Raw genomic sequence first — 15,379 nt, 5'->3', positions numbered from 1 at the left:
GTTCGTTCCTGACGTTAATGATGTGGCGATCTGACGTGTTGCCGACTCAGGCGCCGGCTCCGAAGACACTCCGGCGGCGTGCATCACTTCGCATCGCTGTACACCGTCGCGCGTGAGACACCCAGATACTGCGCCGTCACCTCCATCGCCCTGCGGATTTCCATTACACCGGAGTCCTTAAGTTCACGCAGGAGCATGCGACGGTCTTCCGTCTTGAGGGCGCGCGGCGTGGTGGCGAGTCTGGCCGCAAACTGGTCGATACGCGTGCGGATCAGGTCCGCCCCCGCCGGGTCCAGCGACTCTTTCATGGCCGCGTCCGCATCGATCCGGACAAATTGACCGACGGCGCTCTGCAAGCCGCGGAACAGCGTCAGGTCGATATTCATGCACAACGCGGCGACGTATTGGCCGGATGAATCCTTGATGCCGATCGAGGTGCTTTTTGCCGGACGGCCATCCGCAAACTGATTGGCGTAGTTCGCAATCACTTGGGGATATTCCGGGTCGGCGATGCGCGCCAGCCCGAGTTCGGTTGCCGGATGGCCGACTTCCCGGCCCGACAGATTGTTGTGGATCGCCAGAACGGCATGTTTGGGGTCGAGCAGATCGTGCACGACCACTTCGCAAAACGGCGCGAACGTCTCGGCCAATCCTGCCGCGATCTGGCCGACCTGCTCCAGCAGCGCGCGCTGCTCAATGGTTTGTTTCGTCATAGGAACGGCTCACCGGACATCTATAAAAGACATATTATCTATTATTAGATATTTCGTCAATTCAAGCTCAATGCCCGTCGCGTCCGGTACAGCGTCGGGTTTATCACTCCAGCAGATAAACACATAGCATTTGCTTCGTTGCTCTTGGCTGTACGGGCCGGTAAATTGGGGGCATCGCGCCACCACCGGCGCCTACGCTGCGACCGACCGAAGAGTTTAGTGTGACGATTGCTACCGACCGCGCGGTGTCCGCGCACCACACCGTTCCCCAAGCCATTGAAATACGGGCCTTCGATGGCCCTGTGGGCGCCGAAGTACTTGGGCTCGATCTGAGCCAGCCGCTGGCCGCCGAAGATTTTGCGCGCATTCATCGCGCGCACCTCGACCATCACGTGCTGGTGTTTCGCGACCAGCGCATCACGCCTGATGAGCAGATTGCCTTCAGCCGCCGCTTCGGGCCGCTGCAGATCCACGTGCTGCACCAGTTTCAGCTCGCAGGGCATCCGGAAGTGCTGATCGTCTCGAACATCGTCGAGGACGGCAAACCGATCGGTCTGGGCGACGCCGGCCATTTCTGGCACTCCGACCTGTCGTACAAGGAAACACCGAGCCTTGGCTCGATGCTGCATGCGCAGGAGCTGCCGTCCGAAGGTGGCGATACCCTGTTCGCCAACATGCACCTCGCGTGGGACACCTTGCCCGCTCATCTGCGCAGTGCCGTAGAAGGACGCTCGGCGGAGCATACGTATCTCGCGAAATACGCGGAATTGCAGAAACGCAGTCCGTGGCGGCCGAATCTGTCCGCCGAGCAGATTGCCCAGGTCAAACCCGTTGTGCATCCGGTCGTCCGCACGCATCCGGAGACGGGGCGCAAGGCGCTCTTCGTCAGCGAGCATTTCACCACCCGCATCATCGGGCTGCCTGAAGACGAGAGCCAGCAACTGCTGGAAGAACTGTTCGCGCATAGCGTGCGCCCCGAGCATCTGTACACACACGAGTGGGCCGAGCACGACATGGTGTTCTGGGACAACCGCTCGTTGATGCATCTCGCCGCCGGTACGCCGGACCATCTGCGCCGCAAAATGTATCGCACAACAATTGAAGGCGACGTGCCGTTCTAACGGCCCTATTCGTCCGTCTGCGCCCGCTTGCGCACGCCCACACGCTGACCGGAGTTTCAATGCAGTCCACTTTTCCCACGACGGCCGCCGGGCCGTCTTTCGCTCGCCGTTTTGCAACGAGCATGCTCACGATCTCGATCGGTGCCGCAAGCCTCACCGCTCCGGCGCTAGCGCATGCCGAAGGGCAGATTCGCGTCGCCGAGCAGTTCGGTGTCGTCTATCTGCTTCTGAATGTGGCGCGCGACCAGCAATTCATCGAAAAGGAAGGACACAAGCAAGGCCTCGACATCAAGGTGGACTGGCTCAGGCTCTCAGGTGGCGCAGCGGTCAACGACGCGCTGCTCTCCGGCGCGGTGGATATCGCCGGGGCCGGCGTCGGCCCTCTGCTGACGATCTGGGACCGCACGCATGGCAGGCAGAACGTCAAGGGCGTCGCCTCGCTCGGCAATCTGCCCTACTACCTCGTGTCGAACAATCCAAATGTGAAAACGATTGCCGATTTCACCGAGAAGGACCGGATCGCAGTGCCGGCGGTCAACGTATCGGTTCAATCGCGGGTGTTGCAGTTCGCCGCCGCCAAGCAATGGGGCGACAAGGATTACAACCGCCTCGACAAGTACACCCAGGCAATTCCGCATCCCGATGCGGCCGCTGCAATTATCGCCGGCGGCACTGAAATTACCGGGCATTTTGGCAATCCGCCGTTTCAGGAGCAGGAACTCGCCGGCAATCCCAAGGCGCACATCGTGCTGAATTCGTACGACGTGCTCGGTGGGCCGAGCTCGGCCACGGTTCTGTACGCGACCGAAAAATTCCGCGACTCGAACCCGAAGACGTATCGGGCGTTTGTCGATGCGATTGCCGATGCGGCGCGCTTCGTCTCCGCCAACCCGGATGCCGCAGCCGACATCTATATCCGCGTGAACCAGTCGAAAATCGACCGTAACCTGTTGTTGAAGATCATCAAGAATCCGCAGGTGCAGTTCAAGGTCGCCCCGCAGAATACCTTCGCACTGGCGCAGTTCATGTACCGGGTGGGCGCGATCAAAAACGAGCCGAAGTCGTGGAAGGACTACTTCTTCGACGACCCTGCGACGGCGGCGGGAAGCTGATGGCTACGATTGCCGACACCGCACCGGTCATCACGCGTCCGCAAACCAGTGAAAAACTTCTGGTAGTGGACCGCGTGAACCTCGAATACCGCACGCGCGAGCGGATCGTTCGCGCGACCCACCAGGTGAGTTTCGACGTCTACGGCGGCGATCGTTTCGTGCTGCTCGGGCCGTCCGGCTGCGGTAAATCAACGCTGCTCAAGGCCGTAGCGGGTTTCATCCAACCCACCTCCGGCAGTATCTCGCTTGACGCTCAACCCGTGCACGGGCCAGGTCCCGACCGTATCGTGGTGTTTCAGGAATTCGACCAGTTGCCGCCGTGGAAGACGGTGCTGCAAAACGTCGTGTTTCCGTTGCGCGTGGCCAGGAAGCTCTCGCGTGCCGAAGCAAATGAACGGGCACTGCACTACCTCGACAAGGTGGGGCTTGCGTCGTTTGCAAAGGCGTATCCGCACACCTTGTCGGGCGGCATGAAACAACGCGTGGCGATCGCACGCGCGCTCGCCATGCAGCCACGCGTTCTGCTGATGGATGAGCCGTTCGCCGCACTCGACGCCTTGACGCGTCGCAAGATGCAGGAAGAGCTGTTGCGTCTATGGGAAGAGGTCAATTTCACCCTGCTGTTCGTGACGCACTCGATCGAGGAAGCGTTGATTGTCGGCAACCGGATTCTGTTGCTGTCTCCGCATCCGGGCCGTGTGCGCGCTGAGCTCAATAGCCATCAATACACGCAGGACAGTACCGGCCGCAGCGACTTTCAGCGCACCGCCGAACGCATCCATCACCTGCTGTTCGAACAGACGGAGTCTGCGCAATGAGCACGCCGCCCATCTTGCTGCCACCCGTTCGTGAAGAATACGAACGTCCGCTGGAGCCGCTCGGCGATATCGTGGTCGAAGCGCCGTTGCCAATCGGCAAACGCATTTTCGCGCATACATGGCTGCGCAAGACGCTGATCGCGCTGGTCCTCGTGATCATTTGGGAATTCGCGGCGCGTGCCGTCAACAACGATCTCTTGCTGCCGACGTTCAGCGCTACGCTCAGCGCATTCGTGCAGGGAATCTGGTCCGGCGAGTTGCTGCAGAAGACCGCCGTGTCGATGTCGGTGCTGCTGCGCGGCTATCTGCTTGGTGTCGCGTTCGCGTTCGCGCTGACTTCGCTGGCCGTGTCGACCCGCATCGGCCGTGACCTGCTCACCATGCTGACCGCGATGTTCAATCCGCTGCCGTCGATCGCGCTGTTGCCGCTAGCGCTGCTGTGGTTCGGCCTCGGCACGGGAAGCCTGCTGTTCGTGCTGGTTCACGCCGTGCTGTGGCCGCTCGCGTTGAATACCTATTCAGGCTTTCAGGCGGTGCCCGCGACGCTGCGCATGACGGGCCGCAATTACGGTCTGACGGGCTTGCGTCACGTTGTGTCGATTCTGGTGCCAGCCGCGTTGCCGTCGATACTCGCCGGGTTGCGGGTAGGCTGGGCCTTTGCGTGGCGCACGCTGATAGCAGCGGAACTGGTATTCGGCACCAGTTCGGGCAGTGGCGGACTCGGCTGGTACATCTTCGAGAACCGCAATGAACTGTATACGGATCGGGTCTTCGCCGGGCTTGCGGCCGTCATCGTCATAGGTCTGCTGATCGAGCATCTGGTGTTCGATACGCTCGAGCGGATTACCGTGCGCCGCTGGGGCATACAGCACTGAGAGCCACGCGAGGCCCGGCTCCAGCCTGCCCGGCCATAGCAGCAGGCAGGCAAGAGACGGCAAACGCCCGGCCTTACGTCGTCAACACGTCCGAAAACACCCGCGAAGCAAGCCGGTTCGAATCAGTGCCGCTGTTGAGCACATTGACCGCTTTCAGATCGTCGGCGTAAAGCGCGATTTCTTTCCTGAACACATCGCCCGTGGGGTGATGATGATCGGTGTGACTCTTCAGCATCGCAGTCAACTGGTTGACGTCCGCGGATGGCGCGTGCACCGAGAAGATCTGCGCTGCCTTCTCCGGATTGTTAGCAGTCCATTCGGTTGCTTCCAGCAACGCCTGGGTCAACGCCTGAGCGGTCGCCCGGTCCTTGCGGATCAGCGAACCACGCACACCTAACACACAGCACGAGCGCGTCTGATACTCGCCGCACAGGTTGTTCGACACTTCATACAGGTGGTCCGATTCGCGAATGTTCCAGATGGTCGGATCGCCGTCCGCGATTGCGTGGACCTCGCCTTTCTTCAACGCTTCGCCAAGCAGGTTGGCCGGATACTGCCGCCAGGTGACCTCCGTATCGGGATCGATGCCCTGCTTCTTCAGCACGATCGCGAAGAAGTTCTTGGTTGGGCTTGCCATGTCGCTCACGCCGACAATGTGCCCTTTCAGCCCCGCCACATCGACGATGCCCGAACTGCGCGTCGCCAGCAGACGCATGCAGCCGCCGTGTATGCCTGCAGTCAGCTTCACGTCGAAGCCCTGCTCCAGAGGCTTCAGCCAGCGCAGCGCCATGCCGACGCCCGCGTCGGACTTACCCGTCGCAATCGCCTCCAGGAGTTGATCAGTCGAACCGGCGAAATTCACCAGTTCCACCTGCAAGCCATGACGGGTGAAAAAACCCAGCTTGTCCGCAACCGCAACTGGCGCCGTGCAGATCGCCCCTGCGTTCCAGGAAAGATTCAGTGGCTTGAGCGGCGTTTGCGCCGAGGCAAGCGGCACAGCCAGACCTAGCGAGGTGCCGCCAAACGCGGCCGCCCCCGCTGCCCAGGCCGTCTTGCGAAGCCACGCGCGACGCGCGAGGCTCGCGGGAGAAGTGTCGTTGCTGAATGTCATTTTGTGTTTTCGTCGTGTGGTCAATGTTGTACGAATGCGTGCTCAGGTGTCGAGCCCCAGCTGCGCAAGCACTTCGCGGCGCAGCGCAACCAGCTTCGGATCGTCGCGATGCCGCGGATACGGCGCGTCGTTGCGAACTTCCGCGACGATGCGTGCTGGCCGTTCGCTCAACACGATGACGCGGTCGGCAAGCAGCAACGCCTCTTCGACGTCGTGGGTCACGAGCAGGACCGAGAAACCTGCGCCCTGCCACAGACGCGCCAGTTCGCCCTGCATACGAATGCGCGTCAGCGAATCGAGCTTGCCGAACGGCTCGTCGAGCACCAGCAGCGCGGGATCGTTGACCAGCGCGCGCGCCAGCGCCACGCGCTGCGCCATGCCACCTGAGAGCTGATGCGGAAACGCGTCGGCGAATTCGCTGAGACCGACCAGTTGCAGGACGGCGTCGATGCGATCCTGCGTCTGGTCGTGAAGCGCGTCGCGCCGCCAGCCGCGTCGACGGCGCTGCGCCTCCGGGCCAACCCCGACATTGCCGCGCACCGTACGCCACGGATACAGCGTGGGATCCTGGAAGACGACGACCCGCGACGGATCGGGGCCGGTGATCTCGGCGCCATCGGCGTGCAGCGTGCCTTGCGTCGGCTTGTCGAGGCCGGCGACGAGCCGCAGCAGCGTCGACTTGCCGCAACCGCTCGGTCCCAGCAAGGCAACGAACTCGCCGGGTTCCACGGCGAAGTGGATGTCCTGTAACACCGGCAACGTCGCGCCACGCAGTGCGAACTGATGGCACACACGACGCACATCGATACGCGCGCCGCCACGCAACGCACGCCCGCTATCGGACCGCGCAAGCACTTCGGGTACGGCTACCATTTGAGCAATCCTTTCTGCCATCCGAGCAGCCGGTCGCGAACGCGGAACAGCAGCGTGATGAGGCCCGAGCACATCAGCGCCATCACAAATAGCGCCGCATACATGTTCGCGTACGCCGCCCAGCCTTGCGCCCACTGCAGATACCAGCCAAGCCCAGCCTTCACACCCATCATCTCGGCGACGATCAGTACTGAAAACGATGCGCCGAGGCCCATGAAAAGACCCACGAAAACCGAAGGTAACGCCGCGGGAATCGCCACCCGGAGGATCAGAAACCCGGGTCTGGCGCCCAGCGTGCGCGCGATGTCGTAATAGGCCGTGTTGACGCTGGCGACACCCGACCACGTCAACACGGCCACCGGAAACGCGGTGGCGAGCGCAATCAGGAACACGCTGGCGCTAAAACTCGAAGGAAAGAAGAAGAAAGCAAGAGGTAGCCAGGCCGTCGCCGGTAGCGGGCCGATGAGGCGCAGCACCGGATGCACCCAGTAGCCCACCGCCTTCGACCAGCCAATACCGACGCCCACGATAAAACCCGTCGCAGCACCCAGCACGTAGCCGTAGGCAAGCAGGCCAAACGAGTGCGCGACACTCGAACCGAGTCGCGAATAGTCCTCCGCGTATACCCCGATCAGCGCCTGCGGCGGCGCGAAGAAAGGCCGCGGCAGCCATTCGAGTTGCGCGGTCAGCACTTCCCACGCCGTGATGCCAACGGCCAACGCGAGCAGCCAGGGCATCGCGTGAACCCAGGCATCGACGCGCGCCTGCGGTTTGACATTATGTTGCGCTGCACGCGCATCGCCCGCCTTGCCGTCTTCGCCCGCCCGGCTGCGCCACCCGGCCACGCCGACAGCAACGGCCAATGCCGCGAGCACCAGCTTGATGACGAGGTATTGCCGCGTGTAAGGCCAGTCGTCGGCGGCTGGCCACCATTGGGTCAGCGCTGCACTGCCGAGCCAGGCCAGCGCGGCAAGCCATGTGATGGACGCGCCGCGCGAAAGCGTTGCGCGCGTCATCGTGGCCGTGGCCGGTTTCACGTCGGCCGCATCGCGCGTCGTAACCGAATCGAGCTGGGTGGACATGATGATTCCAATCTCCCGCATGGTTTCGCAGGCAAGCCGCGAGCGCTGCGCTGTTAAAACGCCTGGCTGGTGGAGAGTTTTGTCCGAAGAAACGGTGCGCTAGTGCGAAGCGTGGCCCAACGTCAACCCGCGATAACCTGCGCCCTCCAGGCACTGAGAAGCCAAGTATCGCGGCGGTCCTCGTACGCCCCAACCAACAAATTTCGCTTTGCTTATGTGTTGACGCCGAAGCTCGCCGTTTTAACGTTTGCGCGGCCAGCATAAGGAGCGAGCGCGCGTGCTGCTGACATCAATCCAGGGCATTCCCGTGACAATCGACCGGTTAAAACTTGCCGCCCCTTGTATTGAAAGCATTTTGAAACCATAGCCAGGTGCCGATGCCTGCCCTTTCGTGCACCCGCAATATATGCACATAACAAAGTAATAGATGACCCGCTTATGCACGTTGTGAGAACGAGACAGAGCAAAATTTTCCAGCCCTAAACAATTATGTTTTCGATATATTCACGGCATTCTTACTGGCCACTGACGGCGGTACCCCGAATTGGAGACGGGGAGGTCTTGGCGGAGCAGGAAAAAGCGGGAACAGTTTTGCTGTCGTCCGTTCTCGCTATCAGCCGGTTGTCCGAGCGCGGGGTTTATATCGTAGTCCATACGATTCGCGCAACGAACAGCTGACATAAATGGGACTTGCTCGCCTTGCGAGTGACAGCCCCACTCACACAAAGTGAAATCAGATGAAAATGAAAAAGACCTCGGTGGCACTACTCGCTCTTGGCGCGTTTGCCGGCGCCGCACATGCACAAAGCAGCGTGACTCTGTACGGTATCGTCGACGCGGGTATTCTGTTCAATAACAACGTCAAAGGCTTGCACGAATACGCAGTCTCGCAGGCAAACTCGTCACGCTGGGGCCTGAAGGGCACGGAAGACCTGGGTGGCGGCCTGTCGGCGATCTTCACCCTTGAAAACGGCTACACCACGGGCACGGGTGCACTGTCCCAAGGCGGCCTGGAATTCGGCCGTAAAGCTTTCGTCGGTTTGAGCAGCACCACGTTCGGTACGTTGACGGTTGGCCGTCAATATTCGATCAGCAACGACCTGACCTCTGTGTTCGCCTCCGGTGCCGACTGGGCCGCCTCGGGCCTCAGCTACGGCACGCGCGCCAGCGACGTCGACAACGTCGATACGTCGAACCGCGTCCAGAACTCGCTCAAGTATACGAGCCCGAACTACAACGGTCTGCAGGCAGGCGCGCTGTACAGCCTGGGCGGTCAGGCTGGCGACTTCACCAGGAACTCGGTGATCGACGGGGCGGTCTCGTATGCGAACGGTCCGATTCACCTCGGCGCAGGCTACACGTTCGTGAAGGATCCGTACTACGCGACCTACGGCAACCAGGGCAATTCGTCGTCGCCGACGTCTTCGGCCACGGGTGCGAACGACAACATGAACAACAAGATCTACGGCGGCTACGCTACGGCGGGTTCGCAGCAGATCATCGTGGCGGGTGGTTCGTATGCAATCGGACCGGCAACCGTCGGCCTGCTGTATTCGAACACGCAATTCGGCAACCTGGGTTCGGTCACCGCAGTGGGTCAGATCACGGCTCCGAAGTACACGGGCAATGCAACGTTCAACTCGGGCGAAGCCAACCTGAAGTACCAGGTGAACCCGGCTCTGCTGCTGGCAGCCGCTTATATCTACACGCACAACAGCGGCGCAGACAACCTGGGCAGCGCGAAGTACAACCAGTTCAACCTGGGCGCGATCTACTCGGTGTCGAAGCGCACTTCGTTCTACGCGATCGGCTTCTTCGAGACGGCTTCGGGTATCGACTCGACGGGCAAGAAGGCAGTTGCAGATCTGAGCGGCAGCGCCTATTCGGCTGACAACCACCAGCTCGCCGCTATCGTCGGCATCACCCATCGCTTCTAAGTGGGTGGACACCGGCCGCTCCCAAGCGGCCGGTTAGTCAAAAGAAGAGCAGCGCTCGCAGTTCAATGCTGCGGCGCAACGGCGCATCGGCCGGCGACGTAGGATCGTCAAAGGCCGTATGCGCAGTCAGACGCGCAATTCCGTCACCCGCCGAATCGTAGATCTTCAGCAGCAGGTATTCATCGGGCGTCATGTTGGGGAAGTAATACCAACGGTGTCGCGGATTGAAAACCAGCGCATACGTCTCGCCCACCTTGTCGGGATAGACGAGGTCCGAAGCCACCAGATCGTTGAGCGCAATACTGCGTGAATCGCACAGCGCAAGCGGCGACGATTGCACGGTTTCGCCGATTGGTCGCCACAGGTTGACGATCGCTACGCGGCCCTTCAGCAGTTGCTCAGCTTCATCTCGCGGTAAATGGTCACGCACCCGGCGAGGCCCCGACACGAATGTCTGGTCGTTATGGATGTATTTGACCGGTTCCCTCACGCCATCATGTCGATCAACCCTGCCGTCACGCAGCGTGTGATCGAACACGACCACCCGCTTCGCCCCAGTGGCTTCTTTGAGCAGCGCGTCTGCTTCCCGGTAATAGACGGACTCGATCTTCGCCGGGTCGGAGAAATCGCTGAGCGCGCTCGCGCGGCGATGCAGTTCGAAACCATTGCGATCGAGCGACAACGCACCTGGCGGCGGCGCGATGCGCGCATTCGAGATCGTCACACGATGCGCCCGGTACACGCCGCTGCGTTTGGGGACGCCGGGCGGTGGTTCGTATTGGTACGACACCGGCCTCTCGCCATTGGACTCGAGATAGTTCAGCTCCGCCTCGATCGTCGTAACCGACGCGGGCGTATCGACGACAATATCGCTCATGTTAGAGCCCCTTCCCCTTAAAACGATTCGCTGAACGGTCGCAAATCGATTTCCTGCGACCACGCGCTGCGCCGCTGCTGATGGAGATGCCAATAGGCCTCGGCGATATCGTCGGGATTGAGCAGGCCATCCGGTCCGCTTTCGGCAACACGCTGCGGTGCAGACGTACGCAGCCGCTCACCGTCGATGCCTCCATCGATCACCACATGCGCAACATGAATATTCTTTGGCCCGAACTCACGCGCGAGACTCTGCGCAAGAGAGCGCAAAGCGGCCTTGGCGGAAGCAAATGCCGCAAATGGCGGACGGCCGCGCAACGAAGCGGTCGCGCCTGTGAACAGCAGCGAACCTTGGCCCGCGGCCAGGAGTGCCGGCAGCGCCGCCCTGGCGAACAGGAAGCCGCCGAGCGTCGAGACGCGCCACGCCGCTTCGAACTGCTCGGCAGTCAACTCAAGCGTCGGCACCCGTATCCCGCTAGCGGCATTGAAAATTGCCGCTTCGAGCTTACCCGCCTCAGCGAGTTGCCTCGCGATTGCGACCAGGTCGCTTTCGCTTGTGACGTCGCCGGGAAATGCCAGAGCATGGCCACCCGTGCCGCGAATCTCATCGACGACCGCATCGAGCCGTTCGCGCGAGCGGCCCGTCACGGCAACGCTGAAGCCCTCGCGAGCAAAGCGGCGCGCGAGCGCCGCGCCAAGTCCAGCGCTCGCTCCCACACCGGCAATCCACGCGACACGCTTGCGCGCCTCGCCTTGCCCGACAGCGTCGGTCATTGCGCCCTCCTTTGTGTTCTGGTCGTGAGCATCATCCCGGCGGAATGTCGAGCGGCACGACAAACATGCCGGCAGTGTATTCCATATGAAAATAGCCGCTGCGCGCGTACGCGGCAATGCGTTCCAACCGCTCGGACGATTGGCAGCTGTGGGCCGCCGCCGATGTCTCGTCAGGGGACCGATCCGGATTCACCGGGACGCGCTTTGACAATTGCTTTTGCAGGCTTCGCACAGGATGGCGGAGTCCGCCCCAAAAAAGCGTCGCTGAATGTGTGGCCATACGACCTCCGTCGATTCAATGCCATCCAGTCAAATCTAGTGTGCCGCTCAAGCAAGCGCAAACAAGTTTTTGTGGATTGGTTTTCGGAGAACGCAGCAAAAACCGCATTGGCAACAAGGAGAAACGGCCTCTTCCGCCTCGACTCAGTTCAGAGTCGCCCCGGTCGTGGATCGACCACGAAGCCATCGCGGTTCGGCATTTTCACAGCCGGCAAAGACCGTGCGTCCAGACGGGTGTCCGGCGGCACGATGCCGTTCTGGTTGAGCACGAATGCGCAAACCGCATAGACGTCATCGGCGGAAAGCGACTCGGGCGCAGTAAAGGGCATCGCACGGCGAATGTAGTCGAACAGCGTGGTCGCGTAAGGCCAGTAGCTGCCTACCGTGCGTTTCGGCTTCGCGCTCGCCAACGTGCCGCGCCCACCCACTAACGCATCGCCGAGCAACCCTTGGCCCTGCGCGCCATGGCATGCGGCGCATTGCGCCGCAAACACGCGTGCACCCGTGGCGACATCGCCGCTACCTGCGGGCAGGCCGCGGCCGTCGGGCGCGATGTCGATATTCCATGCCGCGAGGTCCTGGTCCGATAACGGTGTGCCGACACCGTAGCCCGCGTATGCGCTCGACGCCAGCACACTCGCAACGACAAAAACGCTAGGCGCAAGCGTGCGTCTCAACACATTACGCATTGCGCACCTCGCCATTAGCCTCAATACGCCATTGCTGAATCGCGTTGTAGTGATACTGCGAGTTCAACCCACGTGCAGCCACTAGCGCTTCCCGCGTGGGCTGCACGTAGCCGGTCGAATCAGTGGCGCGCGACAGGATCACCGCGGGCGCACCCTGCCATAGCCAGTCCAGTTGAAAGCGCGACAGCGCGCGATCGCGCGGGCTCCCGTCGAGGCGTGCGAGCTGCCACGTTGCGCCCGCATCCGTCGATACCTCGACCTTGCGAATCGCACCGCGCCCTGACCAGGCGAGGCCAGTGATCGGGTAATAGCCTTGCGTGCTCAGACGATGCCCAGGCGAAGGCCGGGTAATCACAGACTTTGCATCCATTTCGAACGCGAACTGACGGGCGGTTCCATTTGCCATCAGGCTCGTGTATCGAGAGGTTTCCTCGCGTGTCTGCAGCGGTGCATCGACGAACTTCAGACGGCGTAGCCACTTGACGTTCGTGTTGCCTTCGAAGCCCGGCACGATCAGGCGCAACGGATAGCCGTTTTCCGGGCGCAAATGCTCACCGTTCTGCGCATAGACCACCATGGCACGCTCGAGGATGCGATCGAGCGGCAAGCTGCGCGTCATCGCCGCGGCATCCGCGCCTTCCGCCAGCATCCAGCCGCCGCGTCCACCTTGCCCATCTTTCGAGGTCGACAGGCCACCCACTTCTTCCAGCAAGGTCGAAAGCCGCACCCCCGTCCATTCGCAGCACGACAGCAAACCGTGCGTTAGTTGCACCGGTTGGCCGCTGGGTCCATTCCATTCGCCGCCGGTATTGCCGGAGCATTCGATGAAATGGATCCGCGATTCGGACGGCAGGCGAACCAGGTCATCCATCGTGAACAGCTTCGGCTCGCGTACAAGGCCATGAATCACGAGGCGGTGCTGATCGGGATCGATATCCGGCACACCGTTGTGATGCCGTTCGTAGACGAGACCGTTCGGCGTGATTGTGCCGAACAGATCCGCTAGCGGCGTCATCGACGAAGCGGCCCCGGGCAATGGCCACGCCTTCGCGCTACGACGCACCACGTCGGCCTCGTGCGCTGAGGGCAAGCCATAGGGATGCTCGAGTATCGGCGTGCCCGGCGTGCGGCTCCATGGCGCGATATCAAGCGGCTTTAGCAGCGGGTTTGCCGCCGCACCAGCGCGCTGCGCGACCACCAGACCGCTCGCGGCGAGTCCGCCCAGCAAACGGCGACGGCCGCGCGAAGTGGGCCTGTCCGGTGCATGGGGTGTGGTGTCGCGAACCTTTTTCATCAGCGTCAGTGCGTCATGGGCCAACTGACCATCGTAGCAACTGAAGCCGCGCCGACCAAACGAGCAATCGTGATATCGATCGAACCCAATGTGTAGAACGCCCGCTGCCCTCGGCTTACCAGGCTCGCAAATAAACTAAACAGAAAAACGCCGATAAGGATTTGAGGATTCGTTATTGGAGTGCGCCCTTGTCGATTCTTATACTCGATCACGGTCAGCACTCGCCAGCGAAGAGTGCCAAATTTCCACAGCAGGAATGCCTAAATGAGCCTACGTCCTTTGCATGACCGCGTGATCGTCAAACGCCTCGATCAGGAAACAAAAACCGCTTCGGGCATCGTCATTCCCGAGAGCGCCGCAGAAAAGCCCGATCAGGGCGAAGTAATCGCCGTTGGCCCCGGCAAGCGCGATAACGACGGCAAACGTATCGAGCCGGATCTGAAAGTCGGCGAGCGCGTGCTGTTCGGCAAATACGCAGGCCAGCAGGTCAAGGTCGACGGCACGGATCTGCTCGTGCTGCGCGAAGAAGACATCGTCGCCGTAGTCCACCAATAAGGGAGCATCACAAGATGGCAGCCAAAGAAATCGTCTTTAGCGACAGCGCGCGTTCGAAACTGGTCGAAGGCGTCAACATCCTCGCCAATGCAGTGAAAGTCACGCTCGGCCCGAAAGGCCGCAACGTCGTGCTCGAACGCAGTTTCGGTTCGCCGGTTGTGACGAAAGACGGTGTGTCCGTGGCCAAGGAAATCGAACTGGCGGACAAACTGCAGAATATCGGCGCGCAACTGGTGAAAGAGGTTGCATCGCGCACCAGCGACGCCGCGGGTGACGGTACCACCACTGCTACCGTGCTGGCGCAAGCTATCGTCCGCGAAGGTCAGAAATACGTCGCGGCGGGCCTCAATCCGCTGGATCTGAAGCGTGGCATCGACAAGGCCGTGACCGCAGCAATCGAAGAGCTGAAGAAAATCAGCAAGCCGACCACCACGAGCAAGGAAATCGCCCAGGTCGCGACGATCTCGGCTAACGGTGAAGAATCAATCGGCCAGCGCATTGCCGAAGCCATCGACCGTGTCGGCAAGGAAGGCGTGATCACCGTCGAAGACGGCAAGTCGCTCGCGGACGAACTGGACGTGGTCGAAGGGCTGCAGTTCGATCGTGGCTATCTGTCACCGTATTTCATCAACAATCCGGACAAGCAGGTCGCCGTTCTCGACAGCCCGTTCATTCTGCTACACGACAAGAAGATCTCGAACATCCGCGATCTGCTGCCGGTGCTCGAGCAGGTTGCCAAGGCTGGCCGTCCGCTGCTGATCATCGCTGAGGACGTCGAAGGCGAGGCGCTCGCGACGCTGGTTGTGAACAACATCCGCGGCATTCTGAAGACGGTGGCGGTCAAGGCGCCTGGCTTCGGCGACCGCCGCAAGGCCTTGCTCGAAGACATTGCGATCCTGACCGGTGGCCAGGTGATTGCCGAGGAGACCGGTCTCACGCTCGAAAAAGCGACGCTCGCGGAACTGGGCCAGGCCAAGCGCATCGAGGTGGGCAAGGAAAACACCACGGTCATCGACGGCGGTGGCGACGCGAAGAACATCGAAGCGCGTGTGAAACAGATTCGCGTACAGATCGAAGAAGCCACCTCCGATTACGACCGCGAAAAACTCCAGGAGCGCGTCGCCAAGCTCGCAGGCGGCGTGGCGGTGATCAAGGTGGGCGGCGCCACCGAGATCGAAGTCAAAGAGAAGCAGGACCGCGTGGACGATGCGTTGCATGCGACCCGTGCAGCCGTGGAAGAAGGCATTGTGCCCGGCGGCGGCGTGGCGCT

Annotated in this window: 16 protein-coding genes; 7 read left to right on the top strand and 9 right to left on the bottom strand. The window is 61.4% G+C overall.

Annotation, left to right across the window (positions count from 1 at the left end):
• Positions 1-83 precede the first annotated feature (83 nt).
• A complete protein-coding gene (locus M0954_RS24415; RefSeq protein ID WP_123386004.1) occupies positions 84-713 on the bottom strand; it encodes a PAS domain-containing protein in 630 nt (209 codons plus the stop codon).
• Between the two features lie 245 nt (positions 714-958).
• Here M0954_RS24415 and M0954_RS24410 point away from each other — a divergent pair, with 245 nt between their 5' ends.
• Genes M0954_RS24410 through M0954_RS24395 form a run of 4 tightly spaced genes read left to right on the top strand, consistent with a single transcriptional unit; the run spans position 959 to position 4,639 of the window.
• Positions 959-1,834, top strand: a complete 876-nt coding sequence (locus tag M0954_RS24410) for a TauD/TfdA family dioxygenase (protein WP_133895066.1) — start codon at positions 959-961, stop codon at positions 1,832-1,834.
• 59 nt (positions 1,835-1,893) lie between these two features.
• A complete protein-coding gene (locus M0954_RS24405; protein WP_297355958.1) occupies positions 1,894-2,946 on the top strand; it encodes an ABC transporter substrate-binding protein in 1,053 nt (350 codons plus the stop codon).
• A complete protein-coding gene (locus M0954_RS24400; RefSeq protein WP_122156389.1) occupies positions 2,946-3,764 on the top strand; it encodes an ABC transporter ATP-binding protein in 819 nt (272 codons plus the stop codon). The genes M0954_RS24405 and M0954_RS24400 overlap by 1 nt, the downstream gene beginning before the upstream one ends.
• Positions 3,761-4,639 (top strand): ABC transporter permease, encoded by an 879-nt coding sequence (locus M0954_RS24395; protein WP_122156390.1) that lies wholly within the window; start codon positions 3,761-3,763, stop codon positions 4,637-4,639. The genes M0954_RS24400 and M0954_RS24395 overlap by 4 nt, the downstream gene beginning before the upstream one ends.
• Positions 4,640-4,712: 73 nt before the next feature.
• Here M0954_RS24395 and M0954_RS24390 read toward each other — a convergent pair whose 3' ends face one another.
• Genes M0954_RS24390 through M0954_RS24380 form a run of 3 tightly spaced genes read right to left on the bottom strand, consistent with a single transcriptional unit; the run spans position 4,713 to position 7,639 of the window.
• Positions 4,713-5,750 carry an ABC transporter substrate-binding protein gene (locus M0954_RS24390; protein WP_123386006.1) on the bottom strand — a complete coding sequence of 346 codons (1,038 nt, stop codon included), beginning with the start codon at positions 5,748-5,750 and terminating at the stop codon, positions 4,713-4,715.
• 42 nt (positions 5,751-5,792) lie between these two features.
• On the bottom strand, positions 5,793-6,623 hold the full coding sequence (locus M0954_RS24385) for an ABC transporter ATP-binding protein (protein WP_133894548.1): 831 nt from the start codon (positions 6,621-6,623) through the stop codon (positions 5,793-5,795).
• On the bottom strand, positions 6,617-7,639 hold the full coding sequence (locus tag M0954_RS24380; RefSeq protein ID WP_297355979.1) for an ABC transporter permease: 1,023 nt from the start codon (positions 7,637-7,639) through the stop codon (positions 6,617-6,619). Before M0954_RS24380 ends, M0954_RS24385 begins: the two co-directional genes overlap by 7 nt.
• An 809-nt stretch (positions 7,640-8,448) precedes the next feature.
• Here M0954_RS24380 and M0954_RS24375 point away from each other — a divergent pair.
• A complete protein-coding gene (locus M0954_RS24375; RefSeq protein ID WP_297355956.1) occupies positions 8,449-9,642 on the top strand; it encodes a porin in 1,194 nt (397 codons plus the stop codon).
• A 37-nt stretch (positions 9,643-9,679) separates the two neighbouring features.
• On the opposite strand, the gene M0954_RS24370 is transcribed toward M0954_RS24375, so the two are convergent.
• The 5 genes from M0954_RS24370 to soxC all read right to left on the bottom strand — a co-directional run bounded on the left by M0954_RS24370 (position 9,680) and on the right by soxC (position 13,554).
• Positions 9,680-10,519 carry a CmcJ/NvfI family oxidoreductase gene (locus tag M0954_RS24370; protein WP_297355954.1) on the bottom strand — a complete coding sequence of 280 codons (840 nt, stop codon included), beginning with the start codon at positions 10,517-10,519 and terminating at the stop codon, positions 9,680-9,682.
• A gap of 17 nt (positions 10,520-10,536) precedes the next feature.
• Positions 10,537-11,292, bottom strand: coding sequence for an SDR family NAD(P)-dependent oxidoreductase (locus M0954_RS24365; protein WP_122156395.1), 756 nt, complete (start codon positions 11,290-11,292; stop codon positions 10,537-10,539).
• A 31-nt stretch (positions 11,293-11,323) separates the two neighbouring features.
• Positions 11,324-11,572: a hypothetical protein gene (locus M0954_RS24360; protein WP_297355952.1), complete on the bottom strand. Its 249-nt coding sequence runs from the start codon at positions 11,570-11,572 to the stop codon at positions 11,324-11,326.
• Positions 11,573-11,720: 148 nt separating this feature from the next.
• Positions 11,721-12,260 carry a c-type cytochrome gene (locus M0954_RS24355; protein ID WP_297355951.1) on the bottom strand — a complete coding sequence of 180 codons (540 nt, stop codon included), beginning with the start codon at positions 12,258-12,260 and terminating at the stop codon, positions 11,721-11,723.
• Complete coding sequence (soxC, locus tag M0954_RS24350) at positions 12,253-13,554, bottom strand: sulfite dehydrogenase (RefSeq protein ID WP_123387047.1); 1,302 nt, start codon at positions 13,552-13,554, stop codon at positions 12,253-12,255. Before soxC ends, M0954_RS24355 begins: the two co-directional genes overlap by 8 nt.
• Positions 13,555-13,818: 264 nt before the next feature.
• On the opposite strand from soxC, the gene groES reads away from it, so the two are divergent.
• Together groES and groL are read left to right on the top strand one after the other, a co-directional pair.
• Positions 13,819-14,109, top strand: a complete 291-nt coding sequence (gene groES / locus M0954_RS24345) for a co-chaperone GroES (RefSeq protein WP_122156398.1) — start codon at positions 13,819-13,821, stop codon at positions 14,107-14,109.
• A 14-nt stretch (positions 14,110-14,123) separates the two neighbouring features.
• On the top strand, positions 14,124-15,379 hold a 1,256-nt coding region (gene groL, locus M0954_RS24340), incomplete at its 3' end, for a chaperonin GroEL (RefSeq protein ID WP_297355950.1).

Origin of the sequence: Paraburkholderia sp. (assembly GCF_026225065.1) — a bacterium.
Lineage (GTDB): Bacteria > Pseudomonadota > Gammaproteobacteria > Burkholderiales > Burkholderiaceae > Paraburkholderia.
This window is presented reverse-complemented; position numbering and strand designations above follow the sequence as displayed.